The organism is Chitinophaga sp. 10T418 (assembly GCF_056394125.1).
Window position 1 is genome coordinate 49,865 of record NZ_JBFTHG010000008.1, and the last position, 25,992, is coordinate 75,856.

At 45.4% G+C, this 25,992-nt stretch carries 18 protein-coding genes and 1 tRNA gene; 13 read left to right on the forward strand and 6 right to left on the reverse strand.

What is annotated here, in order from left to right:
* Positions 1-138 precede the first annotated feature (138 nt).
* Entirely contained in the window at positions 139-2,751 is a 2,613-nt protein-coding gene (locus tag AC1DCV_RS22875; protein WP_477025324.1) for a DUF7133 domain-containing protein, read from the forward strand.
* Positions 2,752-3,151: 400 nt separating this feature from the next.
* On the opposite strand, the gene AC1DCV_RS22880 is transcribed toward AC1DCV_RS22875, so the two are convergent.
* Positions 3,152-3,235: transfer RNA gene (locus tag AC1DCV_RS22880), tRNA-Leu, on the reverse strand.
* Between the two features lie 130 nt (positions 3,236-3,365).
* Positions 3,366-4,178 (reverse strand): 2,3,4,5-tetrahydropyridine-2,6-dicarboxylate N-succinyltransferase, encoded by an 813-nt coding sequence (locus AC1DCV_RS22885; RefSeq protein WP_477025325.1) that lies wholly within the window; start codon positions 4,176-4,178, stop codon positions 3,366-3,368.
* A 141-nt stretch (positions 4,179-4,319) separates the two neighbouring features.
* Between AC1DCV_RS22885 and AC1DCV_RS22890 the strand changes: the two genes are divergently transcribed.
* The 6 genes from AC1DCV_RS22890 (at position 4,320) to AC1DCV_RS22915 (ending at position 11,842) form a co-directional block, all read left to right on the forward strand.
* Positions 4,320-5,456: a glycosyltransferase family 4 protein gene (locus AC1DCV_RS22890; RefSeq protein WP_477025326.1), complete on the forward strand. Its 1,137-nt coding sequence runs from the start codon at positions 4,320-4,322 to the stop codon at positions 5,454-5,456.
* 16 nt (positions 5,457-5,472) lie between these two features.
* The gene (locus AC1DCV_RS22895; protein WP_477025327.1) at positions 5,473-6,039 is read left to right on the forward strand and encodes an L-threonylcarbamoyladenylate synthase; all 567 of its coding nucleotides are present in this window, start codon (positions 5,473-5,475) and stop codon (positions 6,037-6,039) included.
* Between the two features lie 69 nt (positions 6,040-6,108).
* The gene (locus AC1DCV_RS22900; RefSeq protein WP_477025328.1) at positions 6,109-7,545 is read left to right on the forward strand and encodes a CCA tRNA nucleotidyltransferase; all 1,437 of its coding nucleotides are present in this window, start codon (positions 6,109-6,111) and stop codon (positions 7,543-7,545) included.
* Positions 7,546-7,647: 102 nt separating this feature from the next.
* Complete coding sequence (locus AC1DCV_RS22905; protein WP_477025329.1) at positions 7,648-8,226, forward strand: IS1096 element passenger TnpR family protein; 579 nt, start codon at positions 7,648-7,650, stop codon at positions 8,224-8,226.
* Positions 8,227-8,358: 132 nt separating this feature from the next.
* Positions 8,359-9,261, forward strand: a complete 903-nt coding sequence (gene miaA, locus AC1DCV_RS22910; RefSeq protein ID WP_477025330.1) for a tRNA (adenosine(37)-N6)-dimethylallyltransferase MiaA — start codon at positions 8,359-8,361, stop codon at positions 9,259-9,261.
* Between the two features lie 214 nt (positions 9,262-9,475).
* Positions 9,476-11,842 carry an ABC transporter permease gene (locus tag AC1DCV_RS22915; RefSeq protein WP_477025331.1) on the forward strand — a complete coding sequence of 789 codons (2,367 nt, stop codon included), beginning with the start codon at positions 9,476-9,478 and terminating at the stop codon, positions 11,840-11,842.
* 73 nt (positions 11,843-11,915) lie between these two features.
* Here the strand turns inward: AC1DCV_RS22915 and AC1DCV_RS22920 are convergent, their stop codons facing one another.
* Positions 11,916-13,469, reverse strand: coding sequence for an OmpP1/FadL family transporter (locus AC1DCV_RS22920; protein ID WP_477025332.1), 1,554 nt, complete (start codon positions 13,467-13,469; stop codon positions 11,916-11,918).
* 158 nt (positions 13,470-13,627) lie between these two features.
* The gene (locus AC1DCV_RS22925; RefSeq protein ID WP_477025333.1) at positions 13,628-14,677 is read right to left on the reverse strand and encodes a hypothetical protein; all 1,050 of its coding nucleotides are present in this window, start codon (positions 14,675-14,677) and stop codon (positions 13,628-13,630) included.
* Positions 14,678-14,960: 283 nt separating this feature from the next.
* Here AC1DCV_RS22925 and proS point away from each other — a divergent pair, with 283 nt between their 5' ends.
* The 3 genes from proS (at position 14,961) to AC1DCV_RS22940 (ending at position 20,271) form a co-directional block, all read left to right on the forward strand.
* On the forward strand, positions 14,961-16,436 hold the full coding sequence (proS, locus tag AC1DCV_RS22930) for a proline--tRNA ligase (protein ID WP_477025334.1): 1,476 nt from the start codon (positions 14,961-14,963) through the stop codon (positions 16,434-16,436).
* 149 nt (positions 16,437-16,585) lie between these two features.
* On the forward strand, positions 16,586-19,513 hold the full coding sequence (locus AC1DCV_RS22935; RefSeq protein WP_477025335.1) for a sensor histidine kinase: 2,928 nt from the start codon (positions 16,586-16,588) through the stop codon (positions 19,511-19,513).
* A complete protein-coding gene (locus tag AC1DCV_RS22940; protein ID WP_441574461.1) occupies positions 19,510-20,271 on the forward strand; it encodes a LytR/AlgR family response regulator transcription factor in 762 nt (253 codons plus the stop codon). The genes AC1DCV_RS22935 and AC1DCV_RS22940 overlap by 4 nt, the downstream gene beginning before the upstream one ends.
* 392 nt (positions 20,272-20,663) lie before the next feature.
* Here AC1DCV_RS22940 and AC1DCV_RS22945 read toward each other — a convergent pair whose 3' ends face one another.
* Positions 20,664-22,238, reverse strand: a complete 1,575-nt coding sequence (locus tag AC1DCV_RS22945) for a trypsin-like peptidase domain-containing protein (protein WP_477025336.1) — start codon at positions 22,236-22,238, stop codon at positions 20,664-20,666.
* Between the two features lie 310 nt (positions 22,239-22,548).
* Positions 22,549-23,547, reverse strand: a complete 999-nt coding sequence (locus AC1DCV_RS22950) for an aldehyde dehydrogenase family protein (protein WP_477025337.1) — start codon at positions 23,545-23,547, stop codon at positions 22,549-22,551.
* Positions 23,548-23,642: 95 nt separating this feature from the next.
* Between AC1DCV_RS22950 and AC1DCV_RS22955 the strand changes: the two genes are divergently transcribed.
* The 3 genes from AC1DCV_RS22955 (at position 23,643) to AC1DCV_RS22965 (ending at position 25,970) form a co-directional block, all read left to right on the forward strand.
* On the forward strand, positions 23,643-23,990 hold the full coding sequence (locus tag AC1DCV_RS22955) for a 4Fe-4S dicluster domain-containing protein (RefSeq protein ID WP_441574458.1): 348 nt from the start codon (positions 23,643-23,645) through the stop codon (positions 23,988-23,990).
* Between the two features lie 148 nt (positions 23,991-24,138).
* On the forward strand, positions 24,139-25,125 hold the full coding sequence (locus AC1DCV_RS22960) for a D-alanine--D-alanine ligase (protein WP_477025338.1): 987 nt from the start codon (positions 24,139-24,141) through the stop codon (positions 25,123-25,125).
* Positions 25,126-25,151: 26 nt separating this feature from the next.
* Positions 25,152-25,970, forward strand: a complete 819-nt coding sequence (locus AC1DCV_RS22965) for a PASTA domain-containing protein (protein ID WP_477025339.1) — start codon at positions 25,152-25,154, stop codon at positions 25,968-25,970.
* Positions 25,971-25,992: the final 22 nt, after the last annotated feature.

Here is a 25,992-nt window from a genome sequence, read left to right on the forward strand (position 1 = left end):
ACCACAAGATGCTACCAATACAATCGTTTTTTATGCCGCTCCGCAAATAATTCCGCCCTGAAAATTTATTTTTTCTATATTGATCGGTGCTTTTGATAAAGTATTGACTAATCCTACATATTAATACAGCGAACAAAAATGATGAAATTTTCTATTGGCCTGATTTATTCTCTTGCAGTATTTATTGGCGCAAAACAATTCGTTGGAGACACTTTAACCGGTTCTCCCAATCCACCTGAATTAACTATTACCAGATTTGCTGGTCCTGATGTAACGCCCAGCCCCGCCTGCCTGGCAGTTGCGCCTACCGGCGAAGTATTTGTAGGCGTGGATATGATCGGTTCATTAGGGAAAGATCCGGGTAAAGGCCGGATTCTTAAGTTAATCGATAAGGATAACGATGGTAAAATGGACCAGCACATTGAATTTGCAACGGTGGATAACCCACGTGGCATCATTGTGCAGGGTAACCGCGTTTTTGTATTACACACCACCTTTTCCAGTGAAACCGGTAAAGCTACCGGAATGGCCCTGGTTGTTTTTGAAGATAAGGACGGAGATGGAAAAGCAGATGGACCTCCTCAACCACTTGTCGAAAATCTAAGCAATACCAAATACATACAGGAGCGTGGAACGGATCACGCTACCAATGGTATCAGAATGGGTATCGATGGCTGGATCTATATTGCGGTAGGTGATTTTGGGTTTCATAACGCAACAGATCGTTCCGGTAAGAAACTGACCATGCTGGGCGGTGGTATTGTCCGGGTACGCCCTGACGGTACCGAAATGGAGATATATACACACGGTACGCGCAATGTATACGATGTGGCTATTGATCCATATATGAACGTTTTTACAAGAGAAAATACCAATGACGGCGGTGGATGGAATGTGCGGTTTTCCCACCATATCCAATCCGGAGAATACGGATACCCGGTATTGTTTCAGCATTTTACAGATGAAATAATGCCCGCCCTCGCGGATCTGGGCGGTGGCTCCGGTACAGGCGCCTTATATATGGCGGAACCCAATTGGCCCGAGAAATACAATAACGTTCCAATGATGGCGGATTGGGGACGCAGCATGCTGTACATTCACAGGGTAACACCTGATGGCCCTACATTCACTCAAAAAGAAGAAGAGTTTATAGGTCTTCCTCAGATTACAGATCTGGATGTTGACGGATCCGGCAGACTTTACCTTTCCGCATGGGATGGCGCCGGCTATTCCGGCAGTCCGGATAAAGGCTATGTGATTCGGGCAGTACCGAACAACTGGACTTATCAACCATTTCCTGACGTGGCCAAAGCCCCGGTTGAGGAATTGGCACGATTGCTTAAATCGGCCAGTGCGGTAGCCCGTTTGAATGCCTCTCAGGAATTAATCGCACGTAGGGATAAACAAGCCATTGCTGCTGCATTGGAAATTGCTTCAGATGCTCAATTGCCTTTATATGCCCGCGTGGCCGGTATCTATACTTATGCACAGGCGGCCGGCGCAGATGGCATCCCTGCTTTAACAGCATTAACAAAAGATGCTTCCATGAGGGAACATGCATTGCGGGCTTTGGCAGACCGAAAAGGTATCATTAAAGATGTTGCTACTGAACCTTTCCTGGAAGGACTTAAAGATCCGTCTCCGCGCGTGCAGGCTGCTGCGATAATCGGACTGGGACGCTTAGGCCGTATTGAAACTGCCAATGCTTTGTTGCAAACAAAAGTTCCGGCATCATTTGTCGCACCAGTGAAAGATGTGGAAGGACCGCACGCTACGCCCAATTCAGCTATTGTGCTGCCTCATCTGGCCGTACAGTCCCTTGTAAACCTTCATGCTGTAGATGCTGCCGTAGCGGGAATCAACAGCGAAAACGCCACCCTCGCATTGTGGGCGTTACGTTATATGCACGATCAGAAAGCAGTGAGTGGCTTAATAAATGCTTACCAGCTGTCGAAAGATGCGAAGTTAAAACAGCAGATCATCATCACGTTAGCACGCCTCTACAGAAAAGAGGATACCTATGATGCATCCTGGTGGTGGGGTACCAGACCGGATTCGCATGGCCCCTATTACAAAGGCGTAACCTGGGAAGCATCACCAGCTATCGAAAAATTCCTCAAACAGGAGTCGCTGAAGAAAGGCCCTGCCGGCATAGCGTTTTTCAGAGATCTTGACGCCCGCGACAGGATGGATATTCCTGCATTTGCAACACCGAAAAAAGTGGAAGCAGTAGCAGCTAAAGAACCCAAAGTAGATCTGGAAAAAATTAAAAGTAAAAAAGGTCAGGTGGGCAAATCATCTATCGAAGATGTTTTGCTGGCCGTTAATAAATTAAAAGGAGATCCTGTCAGAGGGAAAGTATTGTTTACCAACCAGGGTTGCGTAGCCTGCCATAGTATTAACAAGGGAGAGATCATGAAAGGCCCCTTTATGGGACAAATTGGATCTATCATGAACCGGGAGCAGATCGCAGAATCCATTCTCAAACCTAGTGCATCCATTTCACAGGGATTTGCCACAGTGATGATCACGGCGAAAGGTAACAAGTCTTATATGGGATTTGTTACAGAAGAAACGGCTGCTAAAGTAGTTATGAGAGATATCAGTGGTACCGTATTCACCGTTAAAACAGCGGATATCCTGACCCGTAAGGAAATGAAAACATCTATGATGCCGACTGGTCTTGCTAATGCATTATCGTACGACGAATTTGCATCGCTTGTTACTTTTCTGTCTCAGCAAAAGAAATAAAACAACCGKTAAAAGTTGATGCCCGATGATTGGGTTAAGCCTAATATAAACTAAAAGCCCGCTCAATTTGAGCGGGCTTTTAGTTTATATTATACCCTGGTGCCAGAGGTTTATCTTTTATCCGGCTAATGCTGTTGCATAATGCCGGTAGAAGCGTTTCTTTAAGGATCAGGTTGAAAAACCGGGGGTATACATCCGGAATTTACCCCCGCATCAAGTCCACCTCCCCCCCGCATCAAGTCCACCTCAAGTCCACCTCTGCTGCAGTGTTTCTATACGCACTTAGCGGGTGCCAAGCATAGTATAGACGGGGTCTCCATAATGATGAGGTAATGCTGACGGTAATGCTGGGTGTTCTTGCTTAAAATAAAAAAGGACAAACCTAAGTTTGTCCTTTTTGTGCCCAGAACTGGATTCGAACCAGCACATCCTTGCGAACGCTGCGACCTGAACACAGTGCGTCTACCAATTTCGCCATCTGGGCATCGCATGTCCCCGTTAAGGGATTGCAAAAGTAAGCGTTTTTTTAAATTCACCAAATTTTTTTTCGCAGCCCCAAAAAAAATCGCGCAAAGCCATAAAATGCCCTGCGCGATCCACGAAGAAGGTGATATTTATACTGCTACATTAAATTCACGCAGCGTATCATTTAAACTTGTTTTCAGATCAGTGGAAGCTTTACGCTGACCAATAATCAGTGCACAGGAAACCTGGTATTCGCCGGCAGGGAATTTCTTGGTATAAGTACCAGGAATTACCACACTGCGGGCAGGTACGCGGCCCTTATATTCAATCGGCTCGCTGCCGCTTACGTCAATGATTTTGGTAGACTGTGTCAGTACTACGTTAGCACCTAATACCGCTTCTTTTTCTACTCTTACACCCTCTACTACGATACAACGGGAGCCTACGAAAACACCGTCTTCAATGATCACCGGACTTGCCTGTAATGGCTCCAGTACACCGCCGATACCCACACCACCACTCAGGTGTACGTGTTTACCGATCTGTGCGCAGGATCCTACGGTGGCCCAGGTATCAACCATGGTACCTTCGTCAACAAATGCACCGATGTTTACATAAGACGGCATCAGGATGCAACCTTTAGCGATAAAAGCGCCATAACGTGCTATCGCATGCGGAACAACTCTTACGCCCAGTTCTTTATAGTTGGACTTCAATCTCATTTTATCATAGAACTCAAACGGAGGTACTTCCATTGTTTCCATGGGTTGTATGGAGAAATACAGTAAGATGGCTTGTTTTACCCACTCATTCACCTGCCAGCCGTTTTCTGTTGGTGCTGCAACTCTCAGATGTCCTTTATCTACTGCCTCTATTACCGCTTTAACTGCATCCGTGTACTGTGTCTCCTGTAAGAGGCTGCGATCAGCCCAGGCAGCCAGTATTTGTTGTTGTAAATCCATTGTCGTTTTTTTTGCAAACATAATACCTAGAATGGGAAATTACGAATGGGAAATTACGAATTAGGGATTTGTATAAGATAATAACGGGTATTCTCCCCACAAATCCGTAATTCATAATCCGTAATTCGTAATTTTGACCCCATGAAAATAGGATTCGATGCCAAGCGCGCGTTCCAGAATGACACAGGTTTAGGGAACTATAGCCGTACCCTTATATCATCTCTCGTAAAGGATTTTCCGGAAGATGAGTACTACCTGTTTGCCCCTAAGCAAACACCCATGTACGACCTGAGTGCTATGCCGGAACTACAGGTAGTATTGCCCGAAAAGCAGTTGCATCGCTGGCTTAAATCAGCCTGGCGCAGCCGCTTTGTGGTGAAGGACCTGTTGCGTTATCAGATGGATCTGTACCATGGCCTCAGCCACGAGTTACCTTTTGGAATCCATAAAAGCGGTATCCGCTCTGTGGTGACCATGCATGACCTTATTTTTGAAAGATACCCGGAGCAATACAACCGGATAGATGTGCTTACCTATCGCCGCAAGGCCCGCTACGCTTGTCAGCATGCGGATAGGGTGGTGGCCATCAGCGAGCAAACAAAGCAGGATCTGATCAATTATTACCAGACGCCTGCCGATAAAATAGCGGTGGTATACCAAAGCTGTGATCCGGCTTTTGGCGTTACCTGGGCGGATGATGAAATTGCTGCTATAGGCGCTAAATACCAGTTGCCTTCCCAATATTTTCTGTATGTAGGCTCACTGATTGAGCGCAAAAACCTGCTGGGCATCGTAACGGCCATGAATACACTAAAAGGATCGATGGACCTGCCGCTGGTGGTGCTGGGCAATGGCAGTGGTTATAAAAAGAAAGTAAAGGATTACCTGGTGGCCAATGGGCTCACGCAACAGGTGATTTTTCTGAATGAGCATGTCCGCCTGGAAAACAATGAGCTGCCTGGCCTTTACCAGGGCGCGATGGCGCTGATTTACCCCTCCATTTTCGAAGGCTTTGGTATTCCTATCCTGGAAGCATTGTGGAGCCGTACACCGGTTATAACCTCTCATGGTTCCTGTTTTGCAGAAACAGCAGGAGACGCGGCCCTGTACGTAGATCCCCTGGATCCCCGCACCATTGCCCATGCTATGAAACAGGTGGTGGATAACCCCTCGCTGGTAAAACAGATGCAGGAAAAGGGCTGGCAGCATGCACAACATTTTACACCGGAAAAATGTGCAGCGGCCATGATGAAAGTATACAAACAACTAAATAACTAAATAACAACATACCGAAATGTTTGAAGATGATATCAGTGCGGCGATGCCGGTGCTGCGCAATGGTGGGCTGATCCTTTATCCTACAGACACGATCTGGGGCATTGGCTGCGATGCTACCAATGAGGCAGCAGTGCAGAAAGTCTTTGACCTGAAAAAGCGGAGTGAAAGTAAAAGCCTGGTAATATTATTGGCAGATGTGAAAGACCTGTTGCATTTTATCGCCAATCCCCGGCCCGATATCGCGGATATTATTGCCGGTTTCACCCGTCCTACAACCGTGATTTATGAAGGCGCGCTGGGCCTGGCTCCCAATGTCATCAGCGAAGATGGCAGCATCGCCATCCGTATTGTAAAAGATCCTTTTTGCCGCCATCTGATAAAAAGACTGCGTAAACCATTGGTGTCTACCTCTGCCAATATCAGCGGAGCACCTTCTCCCGCCCGCTTCTCCGATGTAACGGACGATATCCGGAATGGTGTGGATTATATCGTGAAACACAGGCAGGAAGAAGCTGCCAACAGCATCGCATCCAGGATTATCCGGATAAACAAAGACGGATCAATAGCGATAATCCGGGATTAAAAACGTTTATTTATTACATTTGCGCCCTGGTTTCAGCGAAAGGAATAAATTTAACAGGAATATTTTAATATGATCAGCAGCAAGCCGTTGGACATACCCTGCTCCCTGCAGGAAAGAAAAGTGCTGGAGAAGATAGCATTAGCAGCCCACGAATTGGGGGTGCCTGCCTATCTGATCGGTGGCTTTGTGCGGGATAAACTGTTGGGAAGGAAAACAAAAGACATGGACATTGTGTGTGTAGGTGATGGTATTGCCCTCGCACATAAAGTCGCAGAAAGCTTAGGCAACAACATTCCCGTTAGTTTCTTTAAAACTTATGGTACTGCTCAGGTAAAATGGAATGAGCTGGAAATGGAATTTGTAGGCGCACGCAAAGAAAGCTACCGCCAGGAATCACGTAATCCGGAAGTATCTGCAGGTTCCCTGCAGGACGACCAGAACCGTCGTGATTTTACCATCAATGCCATGGCTATCAGCCTGAAAGATGCCGATTATGGCTCCCTGCTCGATCCATTCGATGGACTGGCTGATCTTGATAAGAAAATTATCCGTACCCCACTGGCGCCGGCACAAACTTTCAGTGATGATCCTCTGCGCATGATGCGCGCTATCCGCTTCGCATCACAGTTGCAATTCACCATCGAAGCCTCCGCCTTTACGGCCATTCAGGAAAATGCAGAACGCATCCGTATCATTTCCCAGGAAAGAATTACCGATGAGTTTAATAAAATCATGCTCTCGCCAAAACCCTCTGTAGGACTGGATCTTTTATACAAGGCCGGCCTGCTCAAAATCATTTTTCCCCAAATGATCGATATGGTGGGCGTAGAGATGAACGAAGGGAAGGGGCACAAAGATAATTTTTATCATACCTTGCAGGTAGTGGATAATATCTCGGCAAATACCCGGGATCTGTGGCTCCGCTGGTCCGCTTTATTACACGATATAGGCAAACCAGCTACCAAAAAATTTGAACCGGGTCATGGCTGGACTTTTCATGGCCACGATGCGGTAGGAGGTAAAATGGTGCAACGTATTTTTACCCGGATGAAATTACCATTGAGTGATAAAATGAAACTGGTAAAGAAACTGGTAGAACTACACCTGCGACCCATCAGTCTCACTAAAGAGAACATAACAGACTCGGCTATCCGCAGATTACTCTTCGATGCCGGAGATGATATAGAAGGACTCATGATGCTCTGTGAAGCGGATATTACCTCAAAAAACAAAGCCAAGGTAAAACGTTACCTGGAAAATTTTGAACTGGTACGCAAGCGGTTGAAAGAAGTAGAGGAGAGCGACCGGATCCGCAACTGGCAGCCACCCGTAACCGGCGAAATGATCATGGAAACATTTGGGCTGAAACCCGGCAGGATCGTAGGCGATCTGAAAAGCGCCATCAGAGAAGCTATCCTGGATGGCGAAATCCCAAATACTTACGATGCAGCTTATGCTTTTTTATTGGAAAAAGCCGGTGCATTGAATCTAAGCCCGGTTAAATAAAATTGGTAATTTTACATAACCATAATAAGTATTCACTAGCATTTAGAACCTACCGCTAACTGCGGCCTGTTTAAACATTACATAACTTATAACCTTTTTGTCATGCCGGTTTTGAAATTCAGAGTTTACTGGGAAGAAGATGAAAGTGTCTACAGAGACATTGCCATTAAGCCGAATCAGACGTTTTTAGTATTTCACCAAGCAATTTTGCAAGCATTCGAATTTGATTCAAAACATAAAGCTACCTTTTTCCGTAGCAACGATAACTGGCAACGCGGCCGGGAAATTATCCTGGAAGCCGATAACCAGCCACGTAAAGCAGAACCCCTGCTCATGGTGGATACGGTGATAGCTGCCGCGGTAAAAGATCCTAATCAGAAATTTATCTACCTCTACGACTTCGCCAAAAACTGGTCTTTCCTGGTAGAACTGATCGGCGTGTCAAAAGACGAAAACAGTAAAATAGTATATCCTGCCTGCGTACGTAAAGAAGGCCTCGCACCTAGTCAATATGGCACCAAAGGCCTCGTTGGCGACAAGCTCGTGGAAATGGAGGAAAAATATGACCTCAATAAAGAAGGCATGGATGCAGACGGATTTGGAGAAGAAGGGGAAGAAAGTGATGCTCTGGGCGGCGATGGCGCTGAAGAATTTGGCACAGAAGAAGATAATAGCTTTTAAAATAATTACGAATTACGAATTTCAGGTTACGGATTTGCGGATAGATAACAGCGGATAGCCTTCGCTTTACCATCTAGCCACAAATCCGTAATTCGTAATTTGAAATCCGTAATTCTATCCTACTACTCGTTTATGCAAAAAACCGTCATCATTATCGCAGGGCCTACAGCATCAGGTAAAACAGCATTGTCCGTTCAACTGGCACAACTGTTTCATACAGCTGTTATCTCTGCGGATTCCAGGCAATGCTACCGCGAAATCAGTATCGGTACCGCAAAGCCTTCCCCGGAAGAACTGGCGGCGGTACCACACTATTTTATTGACTCACACAGCATTCAGGAAGAAGTAAATGCCGGCGTCTACGAAAAACTTGCCCTGGGATATACGGCCGATATATTTAAAAACAACGACATCGCAGTGATGTGCGGAGGCACCGGTCTCTATATCAGGGCTTTTGCAGATGGTATAGATGATATGCCCGCTATCGCCCCAGGCATCCGTACACACCTGAATGAACAGTTTGCCCTTCACGGCCTGCCCTGGCTACAACAACAGCTCCAGGAACGCGACCCCGGATTTTATGCTACCGCCGAAATCCAGAACCCACAACGACTGATCCGTGCCCTGGAGGTATTAGATGCCACCGGACAATCAATCACTACTTTTCGCAGTGCTACCCGTTCGCAGCGCGATTTCAATATCATTAAAATAGGAATTACACCTCCCAAAGAAATATTACATCAACGCATCCACCAACGGGTAGACCATATGGTACACGCCGGCCTGGTAGAAGAAGTCAGATCCGTTATCCCTTACCGCGAACATAACGCACTACGCACTGTTGGCTACCAGGAAATTTTCAGCTTCCTGGATGGATATATCTCCCTGGATCAGGCCATAGATGATATTAAAACGCATACCCGCCAATACGCAAAAAGACAATTGACCTGGTTCCGGAAAGATCCCGCTTTTCAATGGTTCGATCCACGCGACGATGAAGAGATCATCAGCTATGTACAGCAACAACTGCTGTAAATGCCCTGTCCCGTGAGATGTTTTTAACATCAGGAAATCTGCAGCGGCACCCATCTCTCCAAAAAATAAATACGGACAACGGTTGTGCTAAAACCGGACATTTATAATTAACCTGCTATATATAAATAATTTATTTTTATAGAGATGATATCATGGCATTTTGTTCGCTGCCTGGTATCTTTTACAGCAGCTTCGCCCATGCAAACTTCCGCTTATGTTGAAAAATTACCTGAAAATCGCCTGGCGCCACCTCCTAAAAAACAGGCGCTTTACTATCCTGAATCTCATCGGTCTATCTACCGGTCTCGCCTGTACGTTGCTCATCTATTTGTGGGTACATGATGAATGGTCATTTGATCATTTTCACAAAAATGAYGACCGGCTCTTCCAGGTAATGGAAAACAAACCACATGAAAAAGGGATTACTACCTCCGCTGAAACCCCGGCATTACTGGGAGAAACACTCGCCACAACGATGCCGGAAGTGGAATACGCTGTGGTAAGTACGCCACCTTCCTGGTTCCCCAAAGTAGCCGTGTCGGCAGGAGATAAAAACGGGAAGGCAGCCGGTATCTTTGCAGGGAAAGACTATTTCCGCGTTTTTTCATATCCGTTGATCGCCGGGAATCCGCAACAGGTACTACAGGATAAAAATGGCATTGTGATTTCTGCTAAGCTGGCAAAGGAACTTTTTCGCAACGGGGATAATGCAGTCGGCAAAACCATTAGCTGGCAGTTCGATCTCATCAAAAAAAGCAGTATTGTCACCGGCGTTTTTAAAGAAACACCCGCTAATTCTTCCATACAATTCGATTTTATATTGCCATTTGATGCCTTCAAAGACATCATGGGAATAACGGGAATGGATCCGCAGGGCCCCTTCCTGACCTATCTCGTTATGAAAGAAGGCACCCATATTCCTGCTTTCAATGCGAAGTTGAGCAGTTTCATGACCAGCATCACCAAAGGAGTTACCACCCCACGAAATATGTTCCTGCAGCATTACAGCGATAACTACCTGTATGGTAATTATGAAAATGGAGTAGCTGTTGGTGGCCGCATCAGTTATGTAAAATTGTTTTCTCTGATCGCACTCTTTATTATCCTGATTGCAGCTATCAACTTCGTGAATCTCTCTACAGCCAAAGCCGCCGGCAGAATGAAGGAAATGGGGATCCGCAAAGCAGTGGGTGCCAACCGCATTTCACTGATCGGGCAATATCTCAGTGAGTCAATGTTGCTCACCTTTCTGTCACTGTTCATTGCTTTGATAATGGTAATGGTGCTGTTACCGCATTTCAATCAGCTTACCGGCAAAGCGCTGACATTGGATATGAGTCCTGCATTGCTTTTGGGCATATTGGCTATCACATTGATCACAGGCATGCTGGCAGGCAGTTATCCGGCGTTATATCTTTCAGGTTTTAGTCCGTTAACTGTGCTGAAAGGGAAGATACAACAGGCCACCGGTCAGTTGCTGGCACGCAAAGGGTTGGTGATATTTCAGTTTACGTTATCGGTTATATTTATGGTAGCCGTGATAACCGTTTACCGTCAGATAGCTTATGTGCAATCACAAAAAACCGGTTACGATAAGGATAACGTGGTATACTTTGACGCAGAAGGAAAAGTACCGGAAAGCATGCCCACTTTTTTAGCTGCGGTGAAGAGAATACCCGGTGTAGTAAATGCCTCCGGCATGGTAGGAAATGTGCTGGGCGCACCTTCTATGGGCTATAACTGGAAAGGGAGAGGTACAGTGGAAACCATCCTGTGCCGCCCTTTGATGGTAAACTATGACATGATCGAAACACTGGGTATTGAAATGGCCGCTGGCCGGCCGTTCTCCCGCGATTTTGGTACGGATAATACAAAAATAATTTTCAATGAAGCCGCTATTAAAGCCCTGGGGATTGCAGATCCTGTAGGAAAAGTGATTGAGTTTAATGGTGTAAAGACGGAGATAGCTGGCGTGGTGAAGAACTTCCATTTTCAGTCGCTGCATGAAAACATTAAACCATTGTTTTTTATGCTGGATTTTCGCAACACTACAGTAATGGTGAAAATAAAAGCAGGTCAAACGAAGGCTGTGTTGGCGCAGTTGGCGGCTTTTTATAACACTTATAACCCTGGCTTTACATTCGACTATAAATTTCTGGATGATGATTACCAGGCGCAATACACGGCAGAGAAAAGGGTAGCGGCGCTATCTGAATATTTCACTGCGCTGGCTGTGCTGATCTCCTGTCTTGGGCTGTTTGGACTAGCCGCCTTTACCGCCGAAAGCAAGCGTAAAGAAATCAGTATCCGCAAAGTATTAGGAGCTACCGCCGCAAACGTAGTGATGATGCTTTCGCGGCAATTCCTGCGTGCGGTGCTGATCGCCGTATTGATAGGGTTACCATTGGCCTGGTATTGCATGGATCGCTGGCTGAATAGCTTCGCCTATCATATTCGTTTAGGCGCTGACGTATTTTTAGTGGTGGGTGCTGCGATGTTGTTGATCACTTTGGTGACAGTGAGTTTTCAGGCAGTACGGGCGGCATTGGAAAACCCGGTGAAGAGTTTGAAGATGGAGTAGTAATCCGATAGATGTATAAAAAAAACGTCCGGATGTAATTACACCCGGACGTTTTTTTTATATGGATGATCGTTTAGAATTTGAATCCTAAAGTCAGTACAATATTACTTCTGGTATAATCCAGTGTAGCCGCTTTGGGCGTCATTGCTGCGCTGGTTACAACTGTATAAGGCTGGTATCTGTCGTTACCCTGTGTATAGCTATAGGTAGCATCCGCATAAAAACCTTTATTACGGAAACCAATACCACCGCTGTAAACTTTACGGGAAGCATCTACACCTGCATTATAGCCATCATTGCTGTAAGGATTGCCATACGCTGCAAAACCTAGTCTTACCGCATACATGGCCTGGAATTTAACTTCGGCGCCTGCATGAATATTGGACGTAGATTTATAAATGGAGCTGATATTACCGTTCAGACTATTTTGTGTTTTTCTGTCATCGCTCATTTTAAACTTACCGGAAGCCTGGTTTACAAATTCGTAATCAGCCGTAATAAAACCTTGTGTGGTTTTAGGTGCTGACAGATCACCAAAGAAATAAGAGGCGCCGGCAGCAGCACGTAATGGGGCTGTATAGTTATAATCATATTCTACCGGATATCCTTTTGTTTGATCCAGGGAATATGCCTGCTGTTCGCCTTTATCATTTTCTACATCTGAGAAAAGTTCTGAGGTGTAGCTATCATGAATAGAATACCAGGTAGGTGTAACGAAAGTACCACCTAATCTGAAGTGATCAGATATTTTGTACAGAATACCCAGTTTAGCGCCAAATCCGAGACCGGTGCGTTTCAGGTATTTGTTGTAATCCATGTATTTAAATTCGTTGTTGGTAATGCCGGTAGCATCATCTTCTGACCAGTTGAGGGTTTCTTTGTAGTTAATGCTGGGCAGGTTAATACTACCACCGATATAAAGACGATTACCATAGTTACCACCTACCGCAAAAGTATATTCATTCAGTCCACCTTCTGTTTTCAGTGTACCTCTCTGTTGTATGCCGGCAAGATTACCTATTTGCCTGGAGGGAGAAGCAAGTGTCATCAGTTCCTTATTACCAGTGGTAGGCTGATAATCAGCGAACAGGCCGGTAGCGTTGGCCAGGTCACTACCCAGTGCGAGGGTAGAGCCGCCGGCATCAAAAAAGTCATCCACCCATACATCGCTCAGCGAGGATTTATTATTGCGTCCTGCGATGGTGATTTCGTTGTTATAATTGGCGAGGCGCTCCATTCCTAATGAAAAGGAGATGTTATTCCAGGTGCTTGCTCCATCGTTTTTATTAGTCGCCATCACTACACCAATAGAAGGCATCTGGAAGTTAGAGCGGGAGCCTTTATTATCCAGTTGATTATTACCAAGATAATTAGAGGTGAATTGAGAGATACCTACACCACCCGAGATATGAAACTCACCGGTTTTAAAGATGGCAATACCTGCCGGGTTAATATGTGCCGATGAATAATCTCCTCCAAGGCCCACACCTGTACCACCCAGTGCCTGGGTTCTTGCAGTACCATGAGGTTGCATGGGGGAGTAAAGCAGTGCGTCGTTGGAACTTTGGGCCATGGCTGTTACAGATATAAACAAGCCGCCTAAAAGAGGATAAAGTCTTTTAATCATGATCTGTATACTTAAAAATGAGATTTGCTTGCAGGCTATTCTAGTGATGCTAACGTGTTCTGCAATATGTTGTATAACGGTTATGTGGGCAAAACCTTGTATGAAGATAAAAAATAAGCGTAGGTTTTTAGGCTACGCTTATCTTGTAAATGTTTTTATTAACGGCCACCTCTGGAAGGACGACTGTATCCACCGCCGCCGCCGCCACCACTTCCACCGCTGCTGCGACCACCACCAGAACTAGGGCTGGGGGTATAGCTAGGTGCAGGAGAAGGAGCAGGTCTGCTGTATTCTACACGTTGCGGACGGGAATAACCACCGTTATTACTTCCGCTGTTGCTGTTGTCTTGATAAGTAGGTCTTGTCACTGGTCTTTCAGAGCTGGACTGCTGGAATACCCGGCGTGGTCTGTCGCCGGATCCGCTGCCAGGGTTTACTGTACCACCATTACCACCACCGTTTGCAGGTTGGAAAGTACCGGTCCTGTTCGGACGTGTATATCCACCGCCACCGCTGCCTCCACCGTTACTGTTAGTGTAATTGGCTCTTGGCACTCTTTCGCCATTGCCTCTTACAGCACCATAGGAGTTGGAAGGACGGCTGATGTAATGACCGCCACCATAGTAGCCGCCATGTCCGTAGTATCCGCCGCCGCCATAATAGCCACCACCATAGTATGGGTAGTAGTAAGAAGGCCAGTAGCTGCCTATATAAGGATATCCCCATCCACCACCGTAGAAACCGGAGTTCCATGGGCTATAGAAACCACCCATGCCCCAACCGATACCAAGGCTCAGTGAAGGACCATAGAAGCTGCTGTATGGGCTGTAACCCATGCCAAATCCACCGTATCCCATGCCATAGCTATTCATATACAGACTGGATGCTGCATTATAACCATCCCAGTAATCACCGGAATAGTTGCTGCCACCATTGCCGAATCTGTTCAGACGACGTTGATAATCTCCCTGATCCTCATCCTGGTAAGTCACATAGTTTCCACCATCCGTTTGATCTCCCTCTACATAGTTTGCATCGTTTTCATCCTGCTTGCTGTTACCGTTCGAACCATTGTTGGAGGCATAGGTACGCTGCTGCTGACGCGGAGAATAATATACATCATCCGGAGTCTGAGCCGTTTTATAGGTACTGGAACACGCTCCCAGTGCGAGCGATGCGGCCAGTCCAATGTATAATATAGGCTTCATTTGAAATATGTTTTAAGCGTGATTCGTATAGTAAATTTACTCCTTTTTAACGGATTTAATGGGAAGAAAGTTACAATAACATAGTCCAGGTCATATTATTTTATGATAAGTGTTTGCACAGTTATGTTTTTCATCTATGTTTGTGACATTTTCTTCTTACATATAGTGACAAAAACTAAGCCAATTCAGCCTTCAGCAGCCGGATGGGGTATTTAATTTTGACACGACAAATTGAATCAGAAAAAGCTTAAAACTAACGATATATAAATAAGGTATAATTTTTATGAGTAAAGAGATTACAGCCCGTTCGGAAGACTATTCAAAATGGTATAATGACCTGGTATTGAAAGGCGGCCTGGCAGATTATTCCGCAGTAAAAGGATGTATGGTAATAAAACCGTACGGATTTGCATTGTGGGAAGCCATGCGCGATGTATTGGATCGCAAATTCAAGGAAACCGGCCACCAGAATGCGTACTTCCCGCTGTTCATCCCTAAAAGCTTTCTGAGCAAAGAAGCTGCCCACGTTGAAGGATTCGCCAAAGAATGCGCCGTAGTAACCCACTACCGCCTGAAAAATGATCCTGATGGCGGCGGCGTGATCGTTGACCCGGAAGCTAAATTAGCTGAGGAACTCATCGTTCGCCCAACTTCCGAAACAATTATCTGGAATACATATAAAGACTGGATACAGTCGTACCGCGACTTACCGCTCCTGATCAACCAGTGGGCAAACGTAGTGCGTTGGGAAATGCGTACCCGCCTGTTCCTCCGCACCACCGAATTCCTCTGGCAGGAAGGACATACCGCACATGCTACTGCTGCCGAAGCCATCGCAGAAACAGAACAGATGCTGAACATCTATGCTGACTTCGCCGAAAACTTCATGGCTGTTCCTGTGGTACGTGGCATCAAATCCGCCAGCGAAAGATTCGCCGGCGCAGTGGAAACCTATTGCGTGGAAGCGATGATGCAGGATGGTAAAGCCTTACAGGCAGGAACCTCTCACTTCCTCGGTCAAAACTTCGCGAAAGCATTTGATGTACAATTCTCCAATAAGGAAAATAAACTGGACTATGTATGGGCTACCTCATGGGGCGTATCTACCCGCCTTATCGGTGCACTGATCATGGTTCACAGCGATGACGAAGGACTGGTAATGCCACCTAAAATTGCGCCTATACAGGTCGTGATCGTACCTATCTATAAAGGTCCCGATCAGAAAGCCGGTCTCGATGAAAAAGTAAACGTCATTGTAAAAGAACTGAGAAGCGCCGGTATCAGCGTGAAATACGATGATTCCGACAACAACCGTCCAGGCTGGAAATTTGCAGAATACGAAATGAAAGGCGTACCAGTTCGTATAGCCATTGGCGCGAGAGATCTCGAAAATAACGTGGCGGAAGTTACCCGCCGCGATACCAAAGAAAAAATGAGCCTGTCACTGGATGGTTTACCTGCCCGTATTCAGGAACTGCTTGAAGAAATACAGCTCAACCTCTTTAACAAGGCGAAAGCTTACCGCGACAATCACATTACCCGTGTAGACACTTTTGAAGAATTTGAAAAAGTGCTGGATGAAAAAGGCGGCTTTATTGCTGCTCACTGGGATGGGACTGCCGAAACAGAAGAAAAAATAAAAGACCGTACAAAAGCTACTATACGCTGCATCCCGCTCGACAATCCGCAGGAAGCCGGTACTTGTATTCTGACAGGTAAGCCGTCTAAAGAAAGGGTGTTGTTCGCAAGAGCATACTAGAAAAGAATTACGAATTAAAAATTACGAATTATGGATTGGTGCGGAGGCAAACGAGCAAGTTTTCCGCTAACATCTGCTCACAAATCCGTAATTCGTAATTTTTAATTCGTAATTTTTTTACGATAAACCATTAAAATGATCCGATGCCCTTGAACCGTTACATAATGTTATGGGGGTTGGTCTTCTTTTGCACTGTTACAACAACCCTGGCCCAGGGGCTGATGATCCGTAACTACAATGTGAAGGACGGACTGGCCAACGCCACTGTTTATGCTGCTGTGCAGGATAAAGACGGTTTCATATGGTTTGCTACTCCTACCGGTGTCAGTAAATTTGACGGAAAACGATTCCGCAACTACGCCAAAAAAGATGGTCTCACCGACAATGACGTCGTAAAACTGGCCGCCGATTCCCTGGGCAGGGTATGGTTTTTTACCCTCAACGGAAAACCTTCTTTCTACAATAAATCAATTATACATAGCGAAGAAAACGATACCTCCCTCATCTTCAACAGCCGTAGCCACTACATGCAATACGCTTTTGAAGGCAAAAAAGGAGTGGTTTGGTTCCTCAATACCAACAATCGTCTTGTTCAGTACACCGGCAAAAAAACAATTTATGATAAACTCGGTGCTGCCGGTGCAGACCTGTTTTTCCTGATGCGTAATGATAGTCTCTTTCATCCGCTACAGGCCTCTTTTCACCTCGACAATCTGAAAGATCCCAGTAATCCTGATCAGAAAATATTTCCCGTTTGCCCGTTCCCGTTAGATGACCCAGCCTTGCGCAGCCGCGTAAACGACAATGCTATCGTTATTATCCGCAATACCATCTATTCCTATACCGCCAAAGATGCCGTGTGCTTTTTTAACGGCGCGGAATGGGGGATTCATGACGATATCAGCCATATGTGCATTGATAATGACAACCTCTGGGTAGGTACTCAGCGCGCTTTGTATTTCCTCAAAGGATTTTTTAAAGGAGAAAGAAGAACGATCAAACTGCTGGACAACCACTATATTACCTCCCTGCTGAAAGACAGAGATGGTAATATCTGGATTACCACTTTTGGCGATGGCGTATATAATATCCCCTACAAAAATTTTTATTTCAGCTATCTCGATAACACCAACGGGCTGTCCTCACATTCTATTTTCAGCATCAGCAAGGATAAGAAGAATGACCTGTTACTGATCGGACAAAATGCCGGTATCCTCAATATGATGGATAGAGACAACCGCATCAGTAAACAGTTTACGCTCGATACTTCTTCCGGCCGGAACAGCATACTGGCTATTTTACCGCATAAAGACGATCATGCGCTGATAGGCACCGACAACGGATTGTATGATTTTAATACGCTCACGCATAAATCATCTCTCCTGAAAGCGGTAAAAATGCTGAAGGATGTGGATGTGTCGCCTGCTGGTAAAATCAGGCTGGCCGCCAAAAATCAGGTGATTGCACTGGATGACTATACTATCGGGGACCTGGACATGCTGGCGACTTCCATCGCCTGCATCAATGATTCTGCCTACTATGTAGGTACCAATGCCGGCCTGTATTTCTGTACAGACGGGAAACGGCAACTATTACCAGCCGGGGCAGACACCCTGCGCAAAGTAAGCATCAAAGACCTGAAATGGATAGATGGGGCCCTGTGGATTGGTACCAGCGATCAGGGTATTTATGTGATGCAGCATGATGCCATCGTGAAACACCTGTGGACCGCCAATAACCTGGCCAGCGATATTTGTCAGCAGCTCTATTACGATGGCATTGGCCACCTGTATGTGGCTACCAACCGCGGCGTATCGGTGATTGACGTGAAAACACAATCCATTACCCGTAACATCACTTCCAATGACGGACTCATGTCTGATGATATCCGAGGCGTATATTCAGACAATGACATCCTGTACATCGCCACTTCCAACGGCCTGTGCTATTTCAATGCAGATCATATTCCGGTAGACACTATTCCACCGGTCATCTACCTGAATAATATCCGCTATGGTGACAGTACTTTCCTGCCAGCCAATACTTTTGTGCACCTGTATAAAAGAAAGGCTTCTTTTGAAGCGGAATTTGGAACCATCGTTTTTGATCTGCCTGAGATGGTAGAGTACCAGTATAATTTTTCGGGAGATACTACTAACGGCTGGGTTACCACCATGTCGAACATCATACCATTCCCTGATTTACAACCAGGTAGTTATAAGCTGCTGGTAAGGGCCCGCAAATATAAGAGCGACTGGTCCAGAGCCCTGAGCATGGAGGTGGATATCCTGCCCAGATGGTATCAGCAGTGGTGGGCAAGGGGCATCCTGCTGCTGGCGGCATTACTGGTGATATTGGTAGGCCTGCGTTACATTATCAGGCGTATTAAGCAGGCGGAGAAGCGAAAAACGGAGTATAACCGGCGCATCGCGGAGCTGGAAGCCAAAGCGCTCACCAACCAGATGAATCCGCATTTTATTTTCAATTCGCTGAACTCGGTACAGCACCTCATCCTGGAAAAAGAGGAGAAACAAGCCCTCAACTTCCTGGCGGATTTTGCTACCCTGATGCGGCAAATGCTCAACAATTCCCGGAAATCATATATTTCACTGGAAGAAGAAATCGCCTTTCTGACACGATACCTGGAGTTGGAAAAGATCCGGTTTGCACATTCCTTTACCTATCATTTCATCCTGGAGGATGCTTTGAAAGAGTATACCATCTACATTCCGCCCATGATTATTCAGCCGATCGTAGAAAACGCCATTAAACACGGGCTGGCCCCCAAGAATATCAGCGGTTATTTAGAAATAAGATTGGAAATGGTGGATGATCTCTTATATTGTTCTGTAGATGATGACGGAATAGGCTGGGATAAGTCAAATAGCATTAAAAGTTCAAGGCTCATTAAACACGAGTCTACTGCACTTAGCGTGATTAAAGAGCGCTTGCAGATTATAAAATCTTTTAATGGAAGTGTTGGAAAGTTAGAAATTATTGATAAATTTAAATCTGGTTTCGGCAATAAGGAAGGTACCTTAGTTGAAATACTGATTCCCATTGTTAAGATGTTATGAGTAATATAAAAGCTGCCATTGTAGACGATGAAGTCCGCAACATTCATATTTTACGCAACATACTGGAGAACTACTGCAAAGATGTAACGGTTGTCGGTGAAGCGCAAAATATCAATGAGGCGGCAGAAATGATTAAGAATAACCCCATTGATGTTCTGTTTCTTGATATTGAGATGCCACCACACAATGGGTTTCAGCTATTGGAGATGTTTCCGGTGCTGAATTTCGAAGTCATTTTTATCACCGCGTTTCAGGAGTATGCACTGCAGGCCATTAAATTTGCTGCATTGGACTACCTGTTGAAACCAATCAAGGTGAGTGAGGTAGAAGACGCCCTTGAAAAGGTAAAAAAGAGCAAGAAGGGCCGGCTCAACGAATTGGCATCTATCCTGAAAGATTATGTCAAAAACAACGATAATGCCTTCTCAAAGATCGTTATACCAGTCAATGACGGGTATAATGTGATCGATTTGAAGGATATTATCTATTGTGAAGCATTTGATAGCTATACCAAAATTCAGCTAATCAGCAACGTTTCTCATCTCATTTCAAAATCACTGAAAGAGTATGAGGAAATGCTCTCTGATAAGGGATTCTATCGGGTACATAAATCTTTCCTCATTAATATTCATCACATTGTAAAGATCATCAAAGGCCTGGGAACAGCCGTGGTGATGAGTGATCAGAAGAATATTCCTATCTCTTCCCGCAAAAAAGATGAATTCTTCACCCAGCTGAAAGGGGTGATCAATCTGTAAGACAATACGTTTGTAACATATTTAACGCAGGTCAGGCTTCTCTTGGAGTGTCTGGCCTGCGTTTTTTTATGGCACACAAACCATAAAATCAGCCCGGCATGAGGCAAAACGAGGGGCCTGCCATGGAATAACCACCATTTCTACCATCATTTTTCAGCACTTAACATGCATTTTTAAGCATTCGCTAACCCATTCCCGGCTTTCACGGATTAATGGGAAGTAGTATCATATACTTATATTATTTTCATAATAGGTTTTCATAGATAGCTGACTACATGATACGCCTTTCCAGGCAACGCATGTATGACTTAATGGAAAAGTCCCGCCCCGGGCTTACCTGGGAACGGGACTTTTTTTTGAAGACCTATAAAACGATCTTAGCTGGCAGCAGATCAGAGATTCTCGCTTCCTGTGCCAGTGGTAATATTGTAATAATAGACACTGCTACCTTTTTCAGGATAGAAGCCTATCAGTTTGAGGGTCTTTTGTTTTTCCACCGCACTGCTCAGTGCATCTACGGAGGTTACCGGTGTATTACCAGCTTTCAGGATCACAAAGCCCGGCGCCATAGACGTTTGTTTTTTCAGAATACCGTTACCGATATCATTCACAACTACGCCTCCGTTAACGCCCAGTCTGGCTGCTTCGTCCCTGTCCAGTTCAGATAAATCTGCGCCCAGACGATCCAGTGTAGTGACCTTTACGAGGTCGGTATTGCCTTTCAGGTTTTTCAGGATCACATTTTCTGCGGTTACCTCTTTATTGTCGCGCAGATAGGTCAATGAAATCTTATCGCCTGGTTTGTAACGCGCTACCTGCTCGCTGAGCTGGGAAGTGGTTGGAATTTTCACGCCATTAACAGCAGTGATCACATCACCGGCACGTAGTCCGGCTATAGAGGCAGAGCTGTTAGGCAATACTTCCGTTACCTGCACCCCGTTTACATCTCTTTTGATACCTGCATCCCTCAGCTGTTCATCGCTCATATTGCCAATGAGGGAAGACGGAGCGTATTTAACGCCGAGGTAAGCTCTTTGCACGTTGCCGTATTTCAGGATATCGTTTACGACCTTTTTGATCAGGTTCACCGGAATGGCGTAAGAGTAACCCGCATAGGAGCCTGTAGGGGACGCAATAGCGGAGTTGATACCCACCAGTTCACCGGCAGTATTCACCAGCGCGCCGCCACTATTACCCTGGTTTACAGCGGCATCGGTTTGGATGAATGATTCGATCGCACTGTTTATTTTGCCACCACTTCTGTTTATACCAATAGAGCGGGATTTCGCACTCACAATACCTGCGGTAACCGTGGCGTCCAGGTTCAGTGGATAACCTACTGCCAGCACCCATTGACCTATTTCCACGTTATCGGAGTTGCCGTAAATGAGGTAAGGAAGGCCGGATGCTTCTATTTTAATGACTGCCAGATCGGTACTGGGGTCCGTACCTACCAGTTTTGCTTTGAAAGTTTTGTTGGAGTTACTGAGGGATACGCTGATTTCATCCGCATCGGCAATAACGTGGTTGTTGGTCACAATAAATCCATCAGCAGAAATCAGTACACCGGAACCGGAAGCCATCTGGCCGGGAATATAATACCTGCGGCCATCACCGCTGCCATTGAATTCATCTCCAAAAAATTCATCTCCAAAAAGGTCCTGCAGGATACTGCGTTTTCTTTGCAGGTTATTGCCATTCGTGACCTGACGGGGGTTGATCTTCGTTTTGATGTGTACTACACCTGGAACGACTGCTTTCGCTGCAGTGGTGAAGTCTGATGGGGGAGTAGCGTTTGCATTGCCTTCTGTGCCTGGCATGTAGCGTGCATAGTTTACGGGAACTTCAGTGCCATTCTGGAAAACTATTGGCTGCCTTGGCTGGATATATTTGCCATACACAAATATGGAGGCAGCGGCAGTTACAGCACTGATAACAACAGTTGTAACGATTTGCTTGAATTTCATATTATAGTGTGTTTGCGTGATAATTAATAAGATAATAACGCCGGGATATGATCAATTTACATGCCCTTACTACAAATTTAATTCGCGGGGAGAATGAAACGCAATAGGGCTGATTTACTTTAACACATTTTTATCGTAATCGTTAAACGCGGCTTAATATCCCACTGACAAGCCTGTCAGCTTGTATGTCAATATAACAAGTAAATGCGACAATTTGTTAGTGCATAAAGCAAAAAGCTATTGACGTGAGTGAACATCCGTTGAAACCCTCCGTGTCAATATCTTTTTGCTTTATGCCTGCTGCTTTAAGCTATAATTCCAGGAGGAACCGCATGGTATCTATTCCATCTGCATAGTCGCTGAGGGAAGGCTGTTGTGCGTAACCGAAAGGGGTAAAGGATTGACCTACCAGGCATTGCACCGCTTCTTCACCGGAAAGCTCCTGTTGCAGTTGGGCCATTTCTATATAATTACTGTAGTGTAATACGCTGATAGGGGAAAACAGGGAGGTGTTTTCCTGCAACAGTATACTACCGTTGGTCATATATGGGTTGGCGTTGAGCAGCAACAGGGCGAGGTTATAGTCGTAGTTGTTCTTGTATTTATGATGATCTGCCAGGTAGTTATATTTCTCCAGTGCTTTGAGAAGAGGTACAAAATCGTAGTTTACCGGTACATATACTTTGGTAACGTTTCTGCAGCCTAATCCGAAGTACAGCATGATATCGTCTGCCAGCGCAGATAGCTCGGCCGGTGTTTCCTTTCCGGTGAGTATAGCGGCAGAAGTGCGGTTGCGGCGGATAATGTGCGGATATTTGGCAAAGTAGTAATGAAAATACCGGGCAGAGTTGTTGCTGCCAGTGGCAATATAGGCATCACAATGCTTCAGCATATCCTGTATTTCGGTTTGGCGGGCCTGCTCAGGATACCATTCACCGATCTTTTCCAGGATATGTTTCATCAGGATCTCATCTTTACCGGAAAGTTTCATTTTTACCTGATGACCACTCACAAACCCGCAAAGCCAGTCGTGGAAGCCTACCAGCGGTATATTGCCGGCAGACACAATGCCTACTGTTTTAGGTGTTCGTGTTTCCCCGGCTTTGGGATAATTGGCTAACCACTGCTGAAGAGGGGCAGGAGAGAGGAAATATTGGGAGATATTATCCAGTGCGTTGTCGATAAAAGAGGGAATAAACCATCCATTTGCAATATAAGCACGCTCTTTTACTGCTTCCAATTCCGGACTTTTATCCGCCAGATACTGCCCCAGGCGCACCAATGCGGCTTCTTTTTCTGCTATATTCATGAAACTGTATAAATAATTGACTTAATTAAACCGGGAAAATTTTATTTTTGTCACACAAAATTAATGGCTTACTACTTAACCAAAAAGTTTACACTATGGCAATTAAGATAACAGACGAATGTATAAACTGTGGCGCCTGCGAACCAGAATGCCCCAACAATGCGATATATGAAGGCGGTGTAGAGTGGGCCCTGGCCGATGGTACCACTGTAAAAGGCTCCTATACATTGATGGACGGTAGTGTAATGGATGCTGACCAGCGCAATGCACCTGTCAGCGTAGATACCTACTATATTGTTCCCAACAAATGTACAGAATGCCAGGGATTTCATGAAGAACCGCAATGTGCTGCTGTTTGCCCGGTAGATTGTTGCGTTCCGGACGAAATGTACCAGGAAACAGTGGATGAGCTGATGGGTAAGAAAGCAAAACTGCACGTTTAAAATATTCTTAAGGAAGCTTAAAAAACCGTTCCCGCCTTGGCGGAGACGGTTTTTTTTATGTAATTTGAACGCCGGCAACCGGAAGGACTGCGGCTCTTGTCAATTAACAAATAACCTTTAACTTTACCCGCTTATTGTAAAATATCTTATGAAGAAGAACATAGCTTTAGTAGCCGGTGGATATTCCGGGGAATATGTGATATCTGTGCAGAGTGCCGTAACAATTGAAAATAATCTGGATAGCAGTAAATATAATGTTTACAAGATTATCATCACCAAAGAGAGCTGGAGCCATACCAGTGCAGAGGGGCAAGTGACGGAAGTGGATAAAAATGATTTTACCTTAACCATCCATGGAAATAAAATCACTTTTGACGCCGTATTTATTGGTATTCACGGTACTCCGGGTGAAGATGGCCGTTTGCAGGGATATTTTGAAATGCTCGGTATTCCTTTCACCAGCTGTGGCATGGTAACTTCTGCATTGACTTTCAATAAAAGTTATTGTAACAAGGTAGTCGCTGCTCTGCAGATCGTGAATGTATCCAAATCAGTGCATATTTTCCGTAATCAGCCATATAATACAGCAGAAATACTGCAGCAACTGCGTTTACCCGTATTCGTGAAACCAGCAGAAGGTGGCAGTAGTATAGGTATGTCAAAGGTAAAGACCGCAGAAGAGCTGCAGCCGGCCATAGACAAGGCTTTTAACGAAGATAACCAGATACTGATAGAAGAATTTATAAAAGGCAGGGAACTGACCATGGGACTGTACCGTTCCAATGGCGCGGTTACCACGTTGCCCATCACGGAAGTGGTGAGTAGCAAGGAATTCTTCGATTATGAAGCGAAATATACACCAGGTGTATCCAACGAAATAACTCCGGCACCCATCACCCCCGATGTTGCCAGGCAGGTACAGGAAGCATCTGTTGCATTATATAATAAGTTGAACTGTAAAGGAATCGTGCGTGCCGACTTTATATATGAAGAAGAGAGCGGAAAATTATATTTCCTGGAGATAAATACAATGCCCGGACAATCTGAAAACAGCCTGGTACCACAGCAGGTGAGGGCTGCAGGTAAAACCCTGCAGGAATTTTATGGCCTGCTTTTGGAAGAGAGCATGAAATAAGGATTATCACACTTAATATAATTATCGTGTTCGACTTTATTACCAAACGTTCATTTGGATTTAATCTGTTAGTTGTTATCGCTTTGTTTTTTGCGCTGGCCCTGCTTTTCTTTTCGATGCTGGGCTTTATCACCAAACATGGACAACAGCTGACCGTACCTGATGTACACGGAAAAAATGTAAAGGAAGCTATTGCCCTGCTGGAAAAAGCGGGTTTTGAAGCAGATGTAAGGGATTCCATTTATGTGGATTCCATCCCGGCCCTGGCCGTATATGCGCAAACCCCCGATAAAGGTGCACAGGTGAAGGTGGGCAGAACGATTTACCTCACTGTTAATAAAATGGTGGCGCCTATGGTGAAGATGCCGGATCTGGAAGGACTGACTTTCCGTAGCGCTGAAATGATGCTGAAAAGCATGCGTCTCAACGTGGGAGATACGATTTACAGACCTGATATTGCCACTAATGCCGTATTACAACAGCTATTAAACGGTAAAAAGATAAAAGCAGGTACCCTGGTAGCAGAAGGTAGCAATATTACCCTGATACTTGGCAGTGGTACCGGTAATGTAGAGAATCCGGTGCCTAGCTTCATAGGATTGACCTATGCGGAAGCCCGTGAAATACTGAGCGCCAGCAGCCTCAGTGCAGGTACAGTCATCATAGACCCAAGTGTAAAAGACACCGCAAATGCTTATATTATTAAGCAGGTGCCCACCCGCAGGAATGAGATTGGAGACTTTAATATGGTGAGAGCAGGAGAAAGCGTAGACTTCTGGCTATCTGCTACCAAACCGGTAACAGACAGCACCGCTGCTACTCCCAAGCCTGTTGAACAGGAATAACTGAAAATGATGTAATTTGATT

Coding starts and splice junctions, on each gene's coding strand:
- AC1DCV_RS22875 (WP_477025324.1), top strand. CDS start 139: ATGATGAAATTTTCTATTGGCCTGATTTATTCTCTTGCAGTATTTATT.
- AC1DCV_RS22885 (WP_477025325.1), bottom strand. CDS start 4,178: ATGGATTTACAACAACAAATACTGGCTGCCTGGGCTGATCGCAGCCTC.
- AC1DCV_RS22890 (WP_477025326.1), top strand. CDS start 4,320: ATGAAAATAGGATTCGATGCCAAGCGCGCGTTCCAGAATGACACAGGT.
- AC1DCV_RS22895 (WP_477025327.1), top strand. CDS start 5,473: ATGTTTGAAGATGATATCAGTGCGGCGATGCCGGTGCTGCGCAATGGT.
- AC1DCV_RS22900 (WP_477025328.1), top strand. CDS start 6,109: ATGATCAGCAGCAAGCCGTTGGACATACCCTGCTCCCTGCAGGAAAGA.
- AC1DCV_RS22905 (WP_477025329.1), top strand. CDS start 7,648: ATGCCGGTTTTGAAATTCAGAGTTTACTGGGAAGAAGATGAAAGTGTC.
- miaA (WP_477025330.1), top strand. CDS start 8,359: ATGCAAAAAACCGTCATCATTATCGCAGGGCCTACAGCATCAGGTAAA.
- AC1DCV_RS22920 (WP_477025332.1), bottom strand. CDS start 13,469: ATGATTAAAAGACTTTATCCTCTTTTAGGCGGCTTGTTTATATCTGTA.
- AC1DCV_RS22925 (WP_477025333.1), bottom strand. CDS start 14,677: ATGAAGCCTATATTATACATTGGACTGGCCGCATCGCTCGCACTGGGA.
- proS (WP_477025334.1), top strand. CDS start 14,961: ATGAGTAAAGAGATTACAGCCCGTTCGGAAGACTATTCAAAATGGTAT.
- AC1DCV_RS22940 (WP_441574461.1), top strand. CDS start 19,510: ATGAGTAATATAAAAGCTGCCATTGTAGACGATGAAGTCCGCAACATT.
- AC1DCV_RS22945 (WP_477025336.1), bottom strand. CDS start 22,238: ATGAAATTCAAGCAAATCGTTACAACTGTTGTTATCAGTGCTGTAACT.
- AC1DCV_RS22950 (WP_477025337.1), bottom strand. CDS start 23,547: ATGAATATAGCAGAAAAAGAAGCCGCATTGGTGCGCCTGGGGCAGTAT.
- AC1DCV_RS22955 (WP_441574458.1), top strand. CDS start 23,643: ATGGCAATTAAGATAACAGACGAATGTATAAACTGTGGCGCCTGCGAA.
- AC1DCV_RS22960 (WP_477025338.1), top strand. CDS start 24,139: ATGAAGAAGAACATAGCTTTAGTAGCCGGTGGATATTCCGGGGAATAT.